Raw genomic sequence first — 18,050 nt, forward strand, 5'->3', positions numbered from 1 at the left:
TGTTCTCCTTTGTTTTATTTCACTTACAATTTTAAAGGAGTTTCACTCTTTTTTTAATATTTTTTTAAAAAATCTTTTTTTGTGAAGATAACTCAGTTATGAATACACAACTTTTTTTAAGGTCCCTTATCTCTTCTGTAATATTGATAAATATTATAATTATTTAAGAATTAGGAAGATATATATATCCTTAAAAATTGTAAATATTATTTTGTGACTTTTATTTTTTGCTTGCCTAATAAATTTATCAATATGACTTTTGTTTTATTTAATAAAATTTCCAAAATGAAAATATCAATATATTATTAGATCATTAATTTATACATTCTTCTCTCTACTAATTATAAAATATATATTTAGTTTAGTTGGTGGACATTTTAAATTTTTATATCGGAGTTTTATTTATTCACATAAAGGTTATAAATCATTTTGAGATGGGTTGGATAACACTTATATAAAAAATAAGATTTTAGAAAATATAGCTAATGGTATCGATATTGATATAAGTGGTGTTAAGACAAAATCCGATTTATATATTAAAACAAGCATTATTTTTAAATCCATTTTATTTATTTTATTATTATGTTACTCAATATTATTTATAGTGATTATTGATCCAGATTATAATGTTTTAGGTATTTTAAAGCACCGAGTAAACTTTAATCCTATATGACTCTTTATTACATTAAACACTCTTCTCTTAGTTTTATTTATCAGTTGGTTTTTTAGAGATAGAGAGGCATCATTCAATATAAATGATACTTTTGAAAAATGAATTCAAAATAAATATAAAGATTTTTTTATAAAACAAAAACACGATGAAGAACAAGAAGAATATTTAAAGTGAAAGCGTCCATCAGAAGATGAAAAGTTATAAAAACTTCCTACATAGGAAGTTTTTTACTAATTTACTAATTCTCTTCATCTAAATTTATTTATGCCAAGTTTTTTAAGTTCTTTGATATTAGAAATAAATACTGCAATACCTGCTAATAAACCAACTAATGCGATTGCTAATGCAATACTGATAATAATTCTATATCCTTGTAAACTAGTATGGAATCCGTTATATGGTGTGTATGCTTTTCCGATAGCTGATGACATTGGATAAAATCATGCATCTAATGAGAAACCAATAAATGACATAACTCCTACTGATGAAGTATAACTACCTTTTTCAATATGGATTTCATTAAGTTGAGCATATCTTAGTGTTGCCATAGCTCATGTTAGTGAACCAATAAACATAAATAATAGAATACTTAATACAATAATTAAGGTATTAGCATTTTGAATGTATCCAATCAAGATAATAACAACAATAGAAGCGATTGCTAATCCTGTCGAAATTACCAAAAACATAATATATGAACGTGTTTTATCTGCTCAACCACCAATTACTCAAGAAATAAAGATTCTAAATCCATACGAGATAATTCCGGTTAAAATAAATGAAATTCATCCTGGTGCCCCATATTCATTAACCAGCATTTGTAAAACATAATAAGGAAAAACAGTTTGGAAAGTGTACATTCCCATTAAAAACACTGATAATGCTCATAGTTTTCAATTCTTAAGTTTCTTAAATCCTTCTTTTAAAGATGCTTTAAATTTTACTCAAGAAAACTTTTCTTTTGGTTTGTTTGGATCTGCTGCAACTTTTTCTATTGGCCGTTCTGGAACCAATAACATTACCAAAATTGCAACTAAAATCAAGAATGCTACTACAATAAAGATATAAACAGCAAATGGAACACCTGATGATGGAACTTGGTTTTTGCTTAATTTTCCAATTCAGAATGTTGCAATTAAGAATCCTAATGCTCAAATTAAAATAAATCCGATGATTCCGTTAAATGAACTTTCTAATCCGTATGCATATCCTTGATTTTCTTTTTTAGCTTGTTGTGACACAAGCTTTCATAACGGACTTCAGAACACCAATGTCGATGTTACTCCTCAAAGTCCCCATATAACTGCATATTGTGCAAACAATGAAGCTCTCAATGCTGCTGTTTGTTGATAACTTCTTTGATTAAGCAACAAGATCGCAAACCACACTGCGATAATTGCTGTCGAAATAATAGCAATAAACAACAATCATCTGGAACTAAATTTGTTTGCTAAGAATCCACCCGGAAGTTGGGTAACTAAAGTAACTATCCCGATGATTGCGATTAATATTGCAACTTGATCTTCTCGGATACCTAAATATAAGTTAAAGTTAGGAATAATATTTTTAAGATAGTAAGGTACTGCTATCACAAAAACATCAGCTGCCGCAAGAATAATTAATGCAACAATTTGCTTTCAGGTAAATTCTTTTAACCTATTTAGCATTTTACTCCTTTCTAATTTTATAATGAATTTTATTTAGTTAAATAAAATTCAGATAGAATGCTAAAGTATTTAACAAAGTCTTCTAAAAATGAAACATGTCCTGTATTTTCAATAACTTTAACTGTAACATTTTTAGCATGTGCTAAAAAGTATGTTTTTGTTTTTTCACAATTAATAATAATATCATTTGATCCTAAAACCAATAATGTAGGAACTTTAATACTTTCGATTCCTGCTTCAACAGCATTGTGTAAACTTTCTTCAGCAAGTGAAAAACCTAGTTTCATTACATGTGGGTTGCTTGCTGCGCCAGATTCAAAATATGCTCTTTGTTGTGCCTCAACACTAGGGTCTTGTAATGCTTGTAAATACACAGGTGATAAAGCACCTAACAGTGTCTTATATTCATCAAAGGTTTGTGGGGCAAACAATTTAAAGAATTCTTCTTTACGTTCTAATAAAGTCTTATTCATTGGTGAGACATAAATCATTTTAGCGAATAATTCAGGTGCTTTTTTGTATGCAAGCGAAATGGTTCCACCACCCATTGAATGTCCGATTAAAACTACATCTTTTAAATCGTTATCTTTAATAAATTTAATTAATAAGTCCGCAAATGAATCAACACTTACTTCATCACCATTTTTAGGTTCAACCATATTGTTGCCTGGAAATGCTAATGCATAGTAATCACTAAGTGTTCAGTGCTTCATAAATATATCGTGTAGTTCTGGATTTGAGTTAAATCCATGAACGAATATAATTGGATTTTTTGGTTGATTATTATCCTTAACAACTAATGGATAATCATATTTTAATGTTTTCATAATCTCCTTTATAATTTAAATAACACATTTATGGAAATGTTTTTATAATAAACATAATTATTATACATTTTTTTAATAATTAGGTTGTTTATTTTTTATTTATTTTCTAAATATATTAATTATATTTTATTTTTTCCACACCTTATTGCAACTAAAAGAAAACTAGGTTAATAACCTAGCTATTAAATACTAATTTTCAAGTTTTCTTCATTTGTAATCTGTTTTACCAAGTTTTTTAAGTTCCAAGGTATTGCTTAAAAATACTATTACACCTGATAAAAATCCTAAGAATGCTACTGATAAAGCAACTAAGATAATGATACGATATCCTTGTAAACTTGGATTTGGTGTTCCTTCGGTTGTAAAATGTTTTCCAATACCGGCTAAAATAGGTGAAAATCAAGCATCTGATGATGAACCAATAAATGACATAATACCAACCGATGAAGCATAGGTTCCTTTTTCAATATGAACTTCATTAACTTGTGCATAACGTAATGTAGCCATCGCTCACACACAGGTTCCAATTACCACAAATAATAAACTACTAATTCCAATTACCACAAAAGAACTTTTTATATATCCTATTAAAATGGTTCCTGCAAGCGAAATAAGTGCCAATGTAGTAGCGATAATTAAAAATAATGTATATGAACGGCTTTTATCTGCTCAGATTCCGACTATTCAAGAAATGAAGATTCTTAACACATATGCTATCAAACCAGTTAGTATCAATACCAATGTTTGGGGTGCATGATACTCATTTGTCATCATTTGCAGAGCATAAAATGGAACCACTGATTGGAAGATGTACATTCCCATTATAAAGAAAGCTAATGCTCATAATTTTCAATTACGGATTGATTTTCAAAATGAAAATAATGCTGCCTTCAATTTTGCATATGTAAATGGTGTTTTGGGTTTATTGGATTTTTCTCTTGGTTTTTCAGGAACAAAAAATAAGGTAAGCACAGCAATTGCTAATAAAAATACTGCTAAAATAAACACAAAAACTGAAAACGGTACACCTTGATTGCTTGCTGGATTTTCTTTAACTACTGGGTATCATAATTTAATAAATAAAAACAATAACACTCATACAAAAATAAATCCAATAATACCATTAAATGAATTAACTACTCCATATGCAATTCCTTGATTTTCCTTAGTTGCTTGTTGTGAAACAAGTTTTCAAAGTGGTGCTCAAAAGATTAGTGTGGAACTTATACCCCATAATCCTCAAATAATTGCATATTGTATATATAATCCTTCATTATTATCATAAGTATAATTTTTAGTAGTTAATAATGCAGCCCCGAATCAAAATGAAATCAAAGCAGTAGTGACACAGGCTCCAAATAACAGTCATCTCGAACTATATTTGTTTGCTAAAAAACCGCCTGGTAGTTGAGTCAATAACTTAACTATACCTATAATTGTTATCAAATTAGCAAGTTGATCCTCACGGATACCTAAGGTTTGGTTAAAGTTTGGGATAATATTTCTAAGATAATACGGAATTGCAATAACAAATACATCAGCAGCAGCTAAAATCGTTAATGCTATTCATTGCTTAGGGGTGAATGATTTAAATCTCGCAAACATATTTTCCTTTCTTGTAAGAAAATAACATAATTTTATGTAAATGTTTCTATATATGCAAATAAAATTATATAGTATTTTCGAATATGTAAGATTTTTTGAGTTGATTATAATTAAAATTATGCAAAAACATTGCTTTGTGGTATTTTTTTGCATAATTTTAAGGTGTTTCATTTCTTTTGATACCTTGTTTTTAAAACGAATTTTAAAACCAAAACAAACACATAATTTTTGAATATAAATCTACCTTATATGATATAATAAAGAAACTAAGGAGAAATATGACAATTAAAAACAAATTACTCTCTATATCTGCAAGTGTTTCCGCATTAGCACCAATTGCTTTAGTTGTATCTTGCAATTCAGGAAGTCATAAAACTGGCGAAGAAGCAAAAAGAGAAGTAGCAGATCAAATATTAAATAACTATGAAAATATTTATAAGAACAATAATACATTATCTTCATTAGGTGTAAGTGGAGTTTCATTTAGTATCGATGCTGAAACTAAAGAAGAAGTAAGAACAGAAGTGATAAAAGATTTAGCCGGTAAAGATGATGCTTTTGTGCAAAAACTTATTGAATATCTAAAAGATACAAAAGAAGCTACATCAGCTTATATATCAGGAAATACACCAAATGCAGCAAGTGGAGTAAGTAAACTTCAACAAAAATACGGGAGCGATGCTGTTCAACTTATGACAACAATATCTAATATATATCTAAAAATTACTCCAATTATCACTAAATCACTAACCAAAAATATTTCTGGTAGTTTGAATTTAGGATAAGTAAATTATAAATATTACTATTTAAATAAGGAAAATATGACATTAAAACGAAAATTTATTTCTTCTTTTACTGCTGCTTCTGTTATAATACCTGTTGCTTTAACAGTTGCCTGTGCTCCGATATACAATAGTCAAGAAGCAAGTAAAAAGTCACATCAAGGAACTACAAACGAAGAAGATATTAGACAGATCGCTAAAAATAATGAAAATATTAATGTTATAAAGCAGAACCTTGCTCAAAAATTTACTACATTAATAACATCACAAAGTTCTAGTATTAATAATTCATTAGGTATTCATATTTCTTTTCCTGCTGACTTAACTAATGAAATGAAACAGGCTGCTCTTGAGGGGTTACAGCAAGTTAACGATATTAATGAATTAAAAAGATTGGAATCTTTTATTGAAGATACCAAAAGTTTATCTCATAAAATTACTTCTTCTGCTTTAACAGGTAATATTGACCTTAATAAAATTCAAAATGAAGCAAATGCTTTAGAGAAAAAACATAACACACCCGAAGATAAAAAAATATTAGAACTATATTTAAACATTATCTCTAAAATGAATTCAAGGGTGTCTCAATGAGCAAGAAGTAAATCAAACTCAATCCCTAATACTTACTCTAATATAAATAATTATGGTTCATATGGTTCAAATATTTATGGTTTAGATTACAGGTAAAAAACTGTTTTTTATTTATAAAAAGTAGTATTATATATAAGTATTCAGAGGTTGTAATGTCAACTAAAAAGAAGTTATTTTGAATTACTACATCAGTTATTTCTGCTGCAACAACATCAGCAGCAGTTATTTTTAGTATAAATTCAAATAACGAAAATAATTTTATTCAAACAAAGACAAATATTTTTAATGATAAAGGAACTGGTGTTAAAAAAGACGATGAATCAAAAATGAAAGATTCAAAGGCTGATATTATCAAAAATCCTAAAAATACCGAAAACCATAAACTTCCTGATTTAGAACCTATTAATAAAAGACTAGAAGTTAAATTTACAACCAGAAAGGAAAATCTACTTGCTCAAATAAGTAGGACTTTACAACAACAGCTTGTCTCATACCAAGCAAATATTAATAATGAATCATCAAAAGATTTTTTAAGTGAAATTCACAGCAACTTAGTAAACTTAGAACCAAAAAATGTGGATAACTTAGTTAAAATTTGAAACAAATTAATTACTTTTATCAACAGCACAGAAGTTAAGACACCACAAAATCTAAATGATGAAATCGTCAAATTAAAGCAAGAATACAATAATCTATATAAACAAGAATTTGAAGTATTTGAGAATATTATAAGCAAATATAATGTCATTATTTCTGTAAAATATAAAGAGCAACAAAAATTACACAGTTTTCCTGTCGTTCCAGTTAATCCTATTAGTGATACTAAACAAAAAAACCCAAAAGACAATAAACAGATAAATAAAATAACAAAAAAATTACACGAAGAGAACATCAAAGAATTTATAAATGAGTATTTAATCTTTAGAACTTATAACCATCTAGAATTACTTAAAAATTATAAAGAGCAAATTTTTATTACATTTAGCAAAATCATTAAACAACTTGATACAAATGATGTTGTTTTAAAACAAGCAATATTGCTTATGAAAGAAATTTCAAATAATATTTCAAAAGTTGCTGATTCAAAAGATGCGGATTATAAAAAGAAAGAAAATGCTATTTTAGTTAATCTAGTTCAAAAACACCAAGAGGCATTTTTATTCTTACAAAAAATAAATCCTATTTATTCCAAAATAGTTAAAATTATTAATGAAAATCAGAATCCAAAAGAAATAGACAAAATAAGTTAGATGAATTTAATCCATAGTTATAACTATGGATTTTTGTAAAAAATGAGATTTTATAAAATTTATCAACTTATTATGTTGTTTATTATATAACTAAGAAGAAAAGATTAATATAAAGTAAGAAGCTGGGTTGGTACCACAACGGTGTCCTACTTTAGTGAATTTGGACAATAAATTGATATCAAATTATTGGTAAAGTTATATAGGCTGCACATATGTGAAGTTTTTAAAAAAAATAACAAGCAAACTTGTTATTGGTCAATTATTTGAAATGGAGCGAGTAAAGGGAATCGAACCCTCATAGTCAGCTTGGAAGGCTGAAGTTCTGCCATTAAACTATACTCGCATCTTTATTTACTATTTAATTATAGCACTAAGAGTTTTTTTTCAAAGAAAAAAATTATTTATTTTTTTAACTTGCTTTTTGTTAAAATATTTATATATTATCTATTATACATAATTTTAGGAGAATAATGGGCTTTTTTAAGAATTTAATCAATAAGGTTTTTAAACGAGATAAAAAAACAATTGAAGAAAAACAGCAAGAAATAGAGATCCAAAAACAAAAAGAAATTATTAATAGTGAAAAATTTAGAAAATACGAAAGTGGCCTTTCAAGTAGTTCAAATTTTGGTAAGCAACTTCTCGAGATTCAAAATCGACATTTAAAAATTGATGAAGATTTTTTTGACGAATTAATGGAGCTTTTAATAATGTCTGATATCAATTCTTCATTAGTTGATGTTATGCTTGAAAGAATTAAAAAGGAGGTTAAAACCAATAATATCGATGATCCAAAGCTTATTGGTGAAATAGTTGCTGATCAAATGTTTTTAATTTATACAAATGATTCAGTAACTAATACACAATTAGATTATCAAGACAACAGGCTAAATGTGTTTATTTTTGTCGGAGTAAATGGTTCTGGAAAGACTACTTCAATTGCTAAGATTGCTTATAAATATATAAATGATGGTAAAAAAGTATTAATCGCTGCTGCTGATACATTTAGAGCAGGTGCAGTAAATCAATTAGGAATTTGAGCTGAACGCATTGGTGCTGATATTATCAAACCAACTAAGAATGGTGAGGACCCTGCTTCTGTTGTTTATAAAGCATTAGAGAAATCAAAAAATGAATCATACGATTTATTAATCATTGATACTGCTGGACGCTTACAAAGCAAGGTAAATTTAATGAAAGAATTAGAGAAAATGGTTGGCATCATCAAGAGATTTGAACCATCAGCTCCACATGAATCATTGCTTGTTTTAGATGCAACTACAGGACAAAACGGATTATCACAAGCAAAAAGTTTTAAAGAAATTGCTGATTTAACTGGTATTATTTTAACTAAAATGGACGGAACTTCTAAGGGTGGAATTGTTTTATCTATAAAAGATGAATTTGGTTTATCAGTTAAATATGTTGGTTTAGGTGAAAAACTAACTGACTTACAAGAATTCGATTTAGAGTTATTTATCTATCAGATGACTAAGGATTTAATTGATGTCTAAGAAGAGTTTAGAAAATTTAACAAAATACAGTAAATTATTTGAAAAATATCGTAATTTTTTAACACAAAATCAACAACAACTGTTTCAGTTATATTTTTATCAAGATCTCTCGTATGCAGAAGTTGCTGAAATTGTTGCTACAACCAGAACATCAGTTTATGATACAATTAAACATACCATACAAAAACTTGATAAACTGGAAGAAAAAATGCATTAAAAGCAAGGAAGTTCCCTTGCTTTTATGATATTTAAACTGTTTTAATAACTACTTCTTTTGAATAATGTTCGCCTTTAAGGTTATCTCTTTCAACATGAATAATTTCAATTTTTTCATTTCCTTGTGTATGCAAGCCATGTTTTTGTCCACGACGGAAACCTTTAATTAAACCTTCTAATTCTTCTAATGAATTAGCTTTTGCAATGACTTCATTGCTAGATAATAATTTTGCTTTGTATTTATACATTTTATCTCCGTTTCTATGTATATTATATTATATCTTAGCAAAGATTGGATTTATAACAACAAATAATTAAGATAATTTAACTAAGATTACGAAAATAATATGAAAATAAAATTTTTGTTTGTGTAAATATAATATAGAATTTATCTATGAAAAAGAATAAACGAATATTTTGATTACTATCATCATTAGCAACTGCACCTATTTTAGCAGTTGCTTGTGCTAATAAAACGCAAGAAAAACCAAGAAAAGAAATTAAAGAAACTCCGATTGAAATAAAAAAACCTGTCGATACACCACCTAATCAACAACCCAACAATCCATCAAAAAAACAAGGTAATCCAGAAAATCATGAACCTAAAAATGATGAATCATCAACTCCTAAACCAAAAACCCCAGTTTCAGATAGTCAACAGCAGCAACAACAACCAATTGATAAACCAAAGAACGATGAGACTTCAAAAGATGTTAAAACACCAGATAACTCAGAAAACAAAACTAATACCGATTCAAGTAAGCAAAGCGAACAAGAAATAAGAGAAATCCAAAAGCACCCTGATACATCTAAAACTAACCCACAGCAATCAATAATGAAAAATGATTTTTCTGATGTTATAAACTTACAAAAAAATATCACTATAACTAATGCAAACAAATTCTACAAAGAACATGATTCTGCTGCAGCATGATTAAAATTAAAAACTGAAAAAAGCAATTTACTTAGCATACTAAATATTAATAATGAACTACAGAATAAATATAATGTAGCATTTACTGATACAAATAATGATTTTTATACAAACCAAAATAATGGAACAATAAATAATATTGCATTAACATTTACTACTAAAAATCCAAATATTGAAGAAAAAACTTTAAGATTCAATATAAATGGTTTTAAAGTAAATAATTCTACATCAAAAACAAACCAAAAAGAAAGTTTTTTAAGCAAAAAAACACTTACCGATAAGGTAACTAGACTCTTTCCATCGTTGCTTGCTTATATGTTAATGTATTCAGAAGATCCAAATAAATATAATGAATTACAAATGCAGGCAAAAGAAGATGAAACAATTATTAATTTTGAACAACTATTTAATAAAAATACTAGCTTATTTACAAATGGGGTGGCTTCCTTAAATGATTCATTAAAAACACAGTTTTTAGAAAAAAATAAATCATTAGAATACTTATATGAATATAAAATTACAGGTGTTAAATTCAACGATGAAGCAGGAACCTTAGGAATTCAAGTATTAATCGAAAATCAACATGATAATCATTCAAATGAAGCAAGTATTAATCAAGAATTTGAATTTAATGGTTTAAGAAAACTACAAAAAGATGTTAATATGCAAAACGATATAGTTTCTTACTTTATTACAGCAGCAGACTTAACATCAATTATTACACAAAACAATAATTTAAAACAAACAATTGACAAGCATAAAAATCCTAGTGCAGATATAGATATCACAAGTGAAATAGGTGACGTGCAACTTGCTCTTATCACTAAAAAGATATTTGATAAATTATTAGTTGATGTAACTGATCCATTAGGTGCATATAAAGTGACGTATGCTTCATTAAACACTAAAAATTACATCGGTTTACAACAAGGATTTGTGTTATATCCATACTTTAGTAGACTTAATCAAAATATAAATAGTTCCGCATCTGATAAAACAATTCAAAATATGAAAGTTATAATTAAAAAATCAACTACAAATGGATACAATGTAACTTTTAATTTTGATGTTATCACACCTATAGGAGTAAGAAATTCATATAGTGATCTTTCTGATAACGGCTATGATGAAGAAAAAAATATTGTTCATCACGTAATTGGTTCAGTAAGATTGGATGCACTTGAAAAACGCTAAATCTGTCTTTTCAAAAAATACTAGTATTTTAAAATATTCGTTAGCTATTACTAATGTAGGTTTATGAACATCTGAATTAGATTTAGTTAATAAGTGATTTAGAAATAAGCAAGAAAATTTACTGGATTTAGGTTGTGGAGCAGGTAGAACATCATTTAATCTACAAGAATTAGGATATCAAAATATCTATGCTATTGATATTTCAAAAGAAATGGTTGATACAGCATTGCAAATAGCAAAATTGCTCCCTAATAATACAATTCGATTTAAATATATGGATGCTTGTGATTTAATTTTCCCAAACAACTTTTTTGAATATACTTTCTTTTCTTTTAACGGTTTTATCGGAATACCATCTGAAAAATCTCGTATTCTGGCATTAAAAGAAATTTATCGTACATTAAAACCAAACGGAATCTTCATCTTTACAGCACACCTAAGAGATGAAGAAAAATATAGACAAAGATTAAAACTAGAAAACATTCAACAAACTCAGGAATTTAAAATTGAAAGCAAAGGAGACTTAATTTTTAAAAACGAAGATGGTTTTTATGATTTCTTTCACCTTTATAATAAAGATGAACTGGTTAATTTGCTAACTGAAAATGGTTTTGAAGTCATTTCTATAATAAATAGAGATGAAAGTTATAACGAAACAAAAGAAGTTATAGAATTTGCTGATAATACTTACTTTTGAATATGTAAAAAAGTTTAAACCACTAGTGTGGTTTTTCTTTTATCGCTTGCTCATAGATATTTTCGATATCCTTAAGAGTTCTTGTAATTTTTAAATCCTCTAATTTAAAATCTACTTTATAACCTGATCCTGTTGCCCTTTTACTTGTTTGTTCTTTGCCTCTAAAATGAATATTTTGAATCTTACCATTAATTTTTACTGTCCCGTATTTTATAACTAAATCATTTTTAACTTTTTGCAAACCAAACTTAAAATCATCTTTATGGATAAAACTTATATATAAGTCATTTGGTGCAATATCCAAGAATGCTATAACATCCCAAGACTTATTTTCTTTAATCCCTTCATGTTGAAATTTCTTACTAACATCCAAGGTAGCGGTTTTTATTTCGATTTTAACTCCATCTACTACTATATCTCAATCACCGAATCCATCTTGTTGATAGATAACTTCCTTATTTAATTCCTTAAATATAGTTGTAAAAAACTTTTCTCCAACTCTACCTCTTTGATCAATTTGGATTTTTCTTATACTTGCAAATTTATCCGTTAATTTTCAAGGATGCTTATTAATTTCTTCATCAATTAATTCAATCAATTCTTCATAAATACTTTTAATCATTTTTTATCCGTTCTTCAATAGCATCAATAATAAGTTGTGTTCTAAGATTATTAGCAGAGTTTGTCGATTTAAAACTTTTAGATTTTCAATCAACACTTTCAATTATTTTTTGTATTCTTTGTTTTTCTTTTAAAATAACAATACCATATCCTCGATTATGTGGTAATTTAGAAAAACTTGTTTCTAAACTAACTTCTGAAAATGTTGTAGATGGTAGATAATAATCACACTTATCCAACATTTTAACATTTCTTTTTGAACTCGGTGTAGAGCCATTACTTAAAGAATATACTTTTATCCAGTCACTAACTTTTTTGGGTGGTTTAATTGGTTTTACACTATGAGATGGTAGTTTTGTTCATATCTGAAAAATACTTTTAACATTAATAATCTTGTTATTTGGATAATGAAATTTGTCATCATTTACCTTAAATTCTGCTGCTAAATAAAAATTCTTGTTTATTCTTAGCATCGGTGATCCTTTACCATTAGAATTAAAGAGTGGAGGTAAAATAAAACATATAAAGTCACAAAATTTTGCTGCATGATTAATAAACTGTAAAGCAAGTTGTCCACGAAGTCCAAAGGGAGGATTTCCGATAACAATGTTTTTATCATTTTTTGGATAATATTCTAATCAATCTTGTTTAAGAATACTTTCTTTTTGTGGTTCAATATCAAATGCATAAGTTTGATTAAATAATTCCTTAGGAAAATTATTAGAAAAACTCCCATTTCCAGCCGATGGTTCTATTAAGTCATATTCTTTTAAGTCTATATCATAGTGTTTTTTAATAAATTTAACCGTTTTTTCAATCATTTGTTTAGCAACCTTTACTGGCGTAAAAAACTGATCCATATTTTTATAATACTGCTGCTCATTAAAATCAGCTTGATATTTATGATTTAAAAGTTTATTTATATGGTTAAAGTAGTTGCTTGGTACTTCTTGCTTTAAAATTCAACGATTTATTGTCCCAGTATGTAGGTTTCATAACTTTGCTATATCATTTATCGAATGTAAATTCAATATTTCGCTTTTGAATACATGGTATAAGTGTTTTTTATCCATATTATTTTAATCCTAATAATTTATCCACACGATCTAGCAAAGAATCTAAATCCTTTTCTTTTTCTTTAACTTTTTCTTCAGATTTTTTTATATTTTCATCGTGTTTTTTTATTGTTTTAACACTAAAATCACTTAATGGATCAATATTTTCTTGTTTCTGAATATCATTGATAAAAATATGTTGAATATTATTAAAATCTATATAACTTGTTTTTTCTTTTATTTCTATATATCCTAAGTATCTAATTAAATTATGTTCTATGGATTGGATTAGTAATTCTTGTTTTCTGCTAATATTTGCAACTTTGATATTAGCACCTAATTCCTTGATTCCTGCTATTTTTTTTCCTTTTATTGATTTAGATGTTATAGGTAGTTTTGAGCCCTTTATTTTGCTTCAATAACCTTGTTTTGAAACAAATAAATATTCATCTTCTAAATTAATTATTCTAAAATCACTAACTTTATCACTGAGTGACAAGTAAACACCTTTTATCCCTTTTGCTTTGGTTCCATAAGTATTAATTTCTATTTCAGGATAGCAAGTTATTAGTGATTCATCGGAAACTATTAAAAGATGGTTTTGGTTATTTGATAAATAAGCACCAAGCATAATATCATTATCAATTAAAGACATTGCTACATAAGTTTTATTAACTCTTTGGACAGCAAAATCACTTAATTTGGTTCTTTTGAAAAATCCGTTTTTGCTTCCAGTGACAATAAATAAATCAGAATTTCAATCTGCTACTTCAATCACAGAGATAATCTTTTCATCTATTTTAAGGTTGAAAAGTTCTTTTAAAGATGTTCCATAATCTTTTCATTTATTTTCAGTTATTTTATGAATAGGTAGAATTATGTAATTACCTAAATTAGTAAACACTAGTAAATTATGCATTGTATTCATTTTAGATATATGAATAATGTTGTCATCTTCCTTAAGATAATAATTGCTTAAATTATTATTTTCTTGTGTTTTTTGACTAAATCTTTTAATATAGCCATTTTGCGAAACACAAATATAAACATCTTCTTCTTTAATTAAGTCGGTTTCTTTATGTGAAAAATCAAAACTTTCAGTTTCTATCAAGGTTTTTCTCGGACTAGCAAACTCTTTTTTAATTTCATTAAGTATTTTTATAATAAAATTATTAAATTTTTGTGGATCACTAAGCAGTTGTTCAATATGAGCAATTTCTTTTTCTAAATCTTCTTTTTCTTTTAAATATGCCTGTTTATCTGTCTTACTTAAACGGTATAATCTTAACTCAGCAATTGCTGTTGCTTGAATTTCACTAAATGCAAAATAATGCATCAAATCTTTTATCACACCTGCTTTTGAACCTTCTGATTGACGGATAACTTTAATAACTTTATCTGTAATTTCAGAAACTTTAATAAAACCTTTAACAATTTCTAAACGTAATTTGTTCTTTGTTAAATCATATTGCAATGTCTTGGTTTTTATATTCTTAACTTGCAATGAATAACTTTCAAGCATATCTAATAGAGATAAAAGTTTAGGTTGATTGTTTTGAATTACAGTATTATTATATGAATAAGAAACCTTAAGTTGTGTTTTTTGGTATAAATATGATAACACACTTTGTTCATTAACACTTGGGTGCATCGTAATAAGAATATTTATTCCATTTCGATCAGATTGATCCTTAATTTCAATTACCCCATCGATTTCACCTTTGTTAATTAATAAATCAATTTCATATACCAATGCTGATTTAGCAACTCCATAGGGAATCTGTGTAATTTCTATATACTTATAATTATCTTTTGTATATAAATTACATTTACTATATAAATGTATTTTTTCTTTTGGATTATTACCAAATTCAAAAGCATCATTAATCCCTTTGATTCCTTTGATAATCCCACCTGTCGGAAAATCTGGTCCAAAAATGTATTTTTGAACTTCTTTTAAGGTTATATAAGGCTTTTTGATTTTTGCAATAGTAGCATCAATGACTTCACCAAGATTATGTGGTGGTAAATCAGTAGCCATACCAACAGCAATTCCTTTTGCTCCATTCACTAATAATGTAGGGAAAATTGATGGTAGCACAGCAGGTTCTTGCTCACTATCATCAAAGTTAGGAATAAATGCAACAGTATTCTTTTTTAAATCATTTAAAATATATTGACATACTTTTGATAATCTTACTTCGGTATAACGCATTGCAGCAGCAGGATCATTATCTACTGACCCGATATTCCCATGCATATCAAGTAACGGAATATTTGATTTTCAAGACTGTGACATATTAACCATCGCTTCATAAACCGATGAATCACCGTGTGGGTGGTATTTACCGATAACATCACCTACTACTCTAGCTGATTTTTTATAAGACTTATCATAATCAAGACCTAATCCATACATTGAATATAAAATCCGCCTTTGAACGGGTTTTAACCCGTCTTTAATATCTGGTAATGCTCGTTGTTGGATAACATATTTTGCATAGCGACCAAATCTTTCTGCCATTATTTTATCTAATGATTCATTTATTATTTTATCTATAATTGCTTTTTCAGTTGCACTCATATAACTCCTTAATAATTTAATTATATAATTTATTCTTGTATTTTGTTAAAAAACAACAATTCCTTGGAGTTGTTGTTTTAAAGTAATGTATTTGTTTAATTTTTATCTAGGTTTTTTTTACCTAAAAAACTAAAGATCTTTTTCATTCAACTTGGCATCGATTCTGCATTTGGATCTGGTTCGCGAAGCAACAAGGTACCAAGTACAGAAATCAATCCAAAGACAATAATTAAGATAAACTGAATTATTGAATATTTAAGTGTATTTGGATCAACTTGTCCTGCAGCAACTGGATTTACACTCTTGCCAATTAATGTAACAGCTGAAATAATAATTAATCCAACTGTAAACATTAAGTATCCAAATCCTCAAATTAAACTAAACATTCAACCAATGGTTTGTGGATCACGTTCTGGATATTCGTGTGGTAGATTAAGCATAACGCCTTGAATTCCTCAAAGACATAATCCAGTGATAAATGCAAAAATGTAGAATATTACTTGTGAACCAACACTACCATTTGAAGGAACAATTCATTTAGTAAATACAACCATAGAGAATATGTAAAATAATATTCCAAATGTTAAAGCAAATACTTGATAAAGTTTACGTTTTAATTTAAATCTTGATCAAAGTCCGATTGTAATAGGACCTAAAAACACTGCTGCTCAATAAATAACTAATCAAATATTTATGAGTTTTTCTAACTGAGCAGAAGGAATTTCTTTTGTTGCTTTATCAAGGTTTCTAAGTGTTGTTAAATCAATAAATAATCTTTTAGATAATACCTGTGGGAGCACAACAGCACATAATCATCCACCATAAACTAAAATTCAAATGTATGTTTGTTTTTTCTTCAAATACATTCATAAAAATACGAATGGATTAGGTTCTTTTGCTCGCTCTTGTTCTGTTTTGATACCGAATCTAGAACCAACAAAAATGAAAATAAGCAATGGTATAATGTTTAATGCACTAATTACAGTAAAAATGATTTGTCATGCACTTTTTACATCATTAGGATTTGCTGCCAAAAATGTTACAACTGTAATAATTGAACCAAGAGGGAAGAATCAAATTCCAAATTGTGAAACTATTGATTTAGTTTTTGCATTAAAGAATCTAGCAACAACTGGCTGAGTAAGAATTATCAACATTGTTCCACCGATAGCCATCAAAGTTCTAAAGATAACAAAACCTACATATCCACCTTGAGAAGCCGGAAAAATTCATTGCGCTGGAATACCTATTAAAGTCAAAATAAATGCTATAATAACTGTCCAACGATGTGCTAATCTAGTTAAAATAACAGCAACTAATATTGAACCAATCCCGCGACCTATCGTAATACCTCAGTTAGTTGCTTGATTAGTTAGCTGAAATGCAGCATTATTTTCTATATTAAAATGTCCTAGAACTCCAGGTGTGCCTTTTCCGCCGCCATTGAGCAATCCACTAAAACCAAAATTTACAACAAACAGTGTATAACCAAAAGAAATTGAAATTCATAATAATAATCCATAGAATAACTTTTTCTTAGGTGACATACTTTCGATGTTATCTAAATGTAACATCTTTAATATCGTTTGCATAATACACCCTTTCTGAGTCTTAAACTCTATTAAATTATAAATTGAAAATTATAAATTAAAATATTTTTACATATTTATAATATTTATTTTGCATATAATGTAAAAATATTTGCACATTTATTAGTCTGTTTTATTTTTAAGACTATTATTTAGCAAAAACTGGATTTAATGTGGATAACTTCAAAGTTATTCACAAGTTGATTCAATTTATATGAATATAATTTAGATAAAATAAATTATTGTATAAT

16 protein-coding genes and 1 tRNA gene are annotated in these 18,050 nt (G+C 27.4%); 8 read left to right on the forward strand and 9 right to left on the reverse strand.

The window, feature by feature from the left end:
- The first annotated feature begins 259 nt into the window (after nt 1–259).
- Nucleotides 260–877 (forward strand): hypothetical protein, encoded by a 618-nt coding sequence (locus tag ACXYRR_RS02345; protein WP_458597621.1) that lies wholly within the window; start codon nt 260–262, stop codon nt 875–877.
- A 26-nt stretch (nt 878–903) separates the two neighbouring features.
- Here ACXYRR_RS02345 and ACXYRR_RS02350 read toward each other — a convergent pair whose 3' ends face one another.
- The 3 genes from ACXYRR_RS02350 to ACXYRR_RS02360 all read right to left on the reverse strand — a co-directional run bounded on the left by ACXYRR_RS02350 (nt 904) and on the right by ACXYRR_RS02360 (nt 4,772).
- Nucleotides 904–2,340 carry an MFS transporter gene (locus ACXYRR_RS02350; protein ID WP_458597622.1) on the reverse strand — a complete coding sequence of 479 codons (1,437 nt, stop codon included), beginning with the start codon at nt 2,338–2,340 and terminating at the stop codon, nt 904–906.
- A 29-nt stretch (nt 2,341–2,369) separates the two neighbouring features.
- Entirely contained in the window at nt 2,370–3,167 is a 798-nt protein-coding gene (locus ACXYRR_RS02355) for an alpha/beta hydrolase (RefSeq protein WP_458597623.1), read from the reverse strand.
- A gap of 189 nt (nt 3,168–3,356) precedes the next feature.
- Nucleotides 3,357–4,772, reverse strand: a complete 1,416-nt coding sequence (locus ACXYRR_RS02360; protein WP_458597624.1) for an MFS transporter — start codon at nt 4,770–4,772, stop codon at nt 3,357–3,359.
- A 278-nt stretch (nt 4,773–5,050) separates the two neighbouring features.
- On the opposite strand from ACXYRR_RS02360, the gene ACXYRR_RS02365 reads away from it, so the two are divergent.
- The 3 genes from ACXYRR_RS02365 to ACXYRR_RS02375 are packed head-to-tail and all read left to right on the forward strand — an operon-like array spanning nt 5,051 to nt 7,395.
- Nucleotides 5,051–5,557: a hypothetical protein gene (locus tag ACXYRR_RS02365; protein WP_458597625.1), complete on the forward strand. Its 507-nt coding sequence runs from the start codon at nt 5,051–5,053 to the stop codon at nt 5,555–5,557.
- A gap of 36 nt (nt 5,558–5,593) precedes the next feature.
- Nucleotides 5,594–6,241: a hypothetical protein gene (locus ACXYRR_RS02370; protein ID WP_458597626.1), complete on the forward strand. Its 648-nt coding sequence runs from the start codon at nt 5,594–5,596 to the stop codon at nt 6,239–6,241.
- Between the two features lie 56 nt (nt 6,242–6,297).
- Entirely contained in the window at nt 6,298–7,395 is a 1,098-nt protein-coding gene (locus tag ACXYRR_RS02375; protein WP_458597627.1) for a hypothetical protein, read from the forward strand.
- A gap of 269 nt (nt 7,396–7,664) precedes the next feature.
- Here ACXYRR_RS02375 and ACXYRR_RS02380 read toward each other — a convergent pair.
- Nucleotides 7,665–7,738 (reverse strand) — tRNA-Gly (locus ACXYRR_RS02380).
- 127 nt (nt 7,739–7,865) lie between these two features.
- Between ACXYRR_RS02380 and ftsY the strand changes: the two genes are divergently transcribed.
- Together ftsY and ACXYRR_RS02390 are read left to right on the forward strand one after the other, a co-directional pair.
- On the forward strand, nt 7,866–8,909 hold the full coding sequence (gene ftsY, locus ACXYRR_RS02385) for a signal recognition particle-docking protein FtsY (RefSeq protein WP_435130018.1): 1,044 nt from the start codon (nt 7,866–7,868) through the stop codon (nt 8,907–8,909).
- On the forward strand, nt 8,902–9,126 hold the full coding sequence (locus tag ACXYRR_RS02390; RefSeq protein ID WP_435130016.1) for a sigma factor-like helix-turn-helix DNA-binding protein: 225 nt from the start codon (nt 8,902–8,904) through the stop codon (nt 9,124–9,126). Before ftsY ends, ACXYRR_RS02390 begins: the two co-directional genes overlap by 8 nt.
- A gap of 31 nt (nt 9,127–9,157) precedes the next feature.
- Here the strand turns inward: ACXYRR_RS02390 and ACXYRR_RS02395 are convergent, their stop codons facing one another.
- Nucleotides 9,158–9,373, reverse strand: a complete 216-nt coding sequence (locus ACXYRR_RS02395) for an MAG6790 family protein (RefSeq protein WP_435130013.1) — start codon at nt 9,371–9,373, stop codon at nt 9,158–9,160.
- A gap of 146 nt (nt 9,374–9,519) precedes the next feature.
- On the opposite strand from ACXYRR_RS02395, the gene ACXYRR_RS02400 reads away from it, so the two are divergent.
- Entirely contained in the window at nt 9,520–11,253 is a 1,734-nt protein-coding gene (locus tag ACXYRR_RS02400; protein WP_458597628.1) for an LppA-related lipoprotein, read from the forward strand.
- On the forward strand, nt 11,234–11,968 hold the full coding sequence (locus ACXYRR_RS02405) for a class I SAM-dependent methyltransferase (RefSeq protein ID WP_458597629.1): 735 nt from the start codon (nt 11,234–11,236) through the stop codon (nt 11,966–11,968). The genes ACXYRR_RS02400 and ACXYRR_RS02405 overlap by 20 nt, the downstream gene beginning before the upstream one ends.
- Nucleotides 11,969–11,972: 4 nt before the next feature.
- Here the strand turns inward: ACXYRR_RS02405 and ACXYRR_RS02410 are convergent, their stop codons facing one another.
- The 4 genes from ACXYRR_RS02410 to ACXYRR_RS02425 all read right to left on the reverse strand — a co-directional run bounded on the left by ACXYRR_RS02410 (nt 11,973) and on the right by ACXYRR_RS02425 (nt 17,802).
- Nucleotides 11,973–12,572: a hypothetical protein gene (locus ACXYRR_RS02410; protein ID WP_458597630.1), complete on the reverse strand. Its 600-nt coding sequence runs from the start codon at nt 12,570–12,572 to the stop codon at nt 11,973–11,975.
- Nucleotides 12,565–13,644, reverse strand: coding sequence for a hypothetical protein (locus ACXYRR_RS02415; RefSeq protein ID WP_458597631.1), 1,080 nt, complete (start codon nt 13,642–13,644; stop codon nt 12,565–12,567). Before ACXYRR_RS02415 ends, ACXYRR_RS02410 begins: the two co-directional genes overlap by 8 nt.
- Before the next feature lies 1 nt (nt 13,645).
- The gene (locus ACXYRR_RS02420) at nt 13,646–16,210 is read right to left on the reverse strand and encodes a DNA topoisomerase (ATP-hydrolyzing) (protein WP_458597632.1); all 2,565 of its coding nucleotides are present in this window, start codon (nt 16,208–16,210) and stop codon (nt 13,646–13,648) included.
- A 95-nt stretch (nt 16,211–16,305) separates the two neighbouring features.
- Nucleotides 16,306–17,802, reverse strand: a complete 1,497-nt coding sequence (locus ACXYRR_RS02425) for a hexose phosphate transporter (RefSeq protein ID WP_458597633.1) — start codon at nt 17,800–17,802, stop codon at nt 16,306–16,308.
- Between the last annotated feature and the right edge of the window lie 248 nt (nt 17,803–18,050).

The sequence above is a fragment of the Mycoplasma sp. 246B genome, assembly GCF_054353935.1.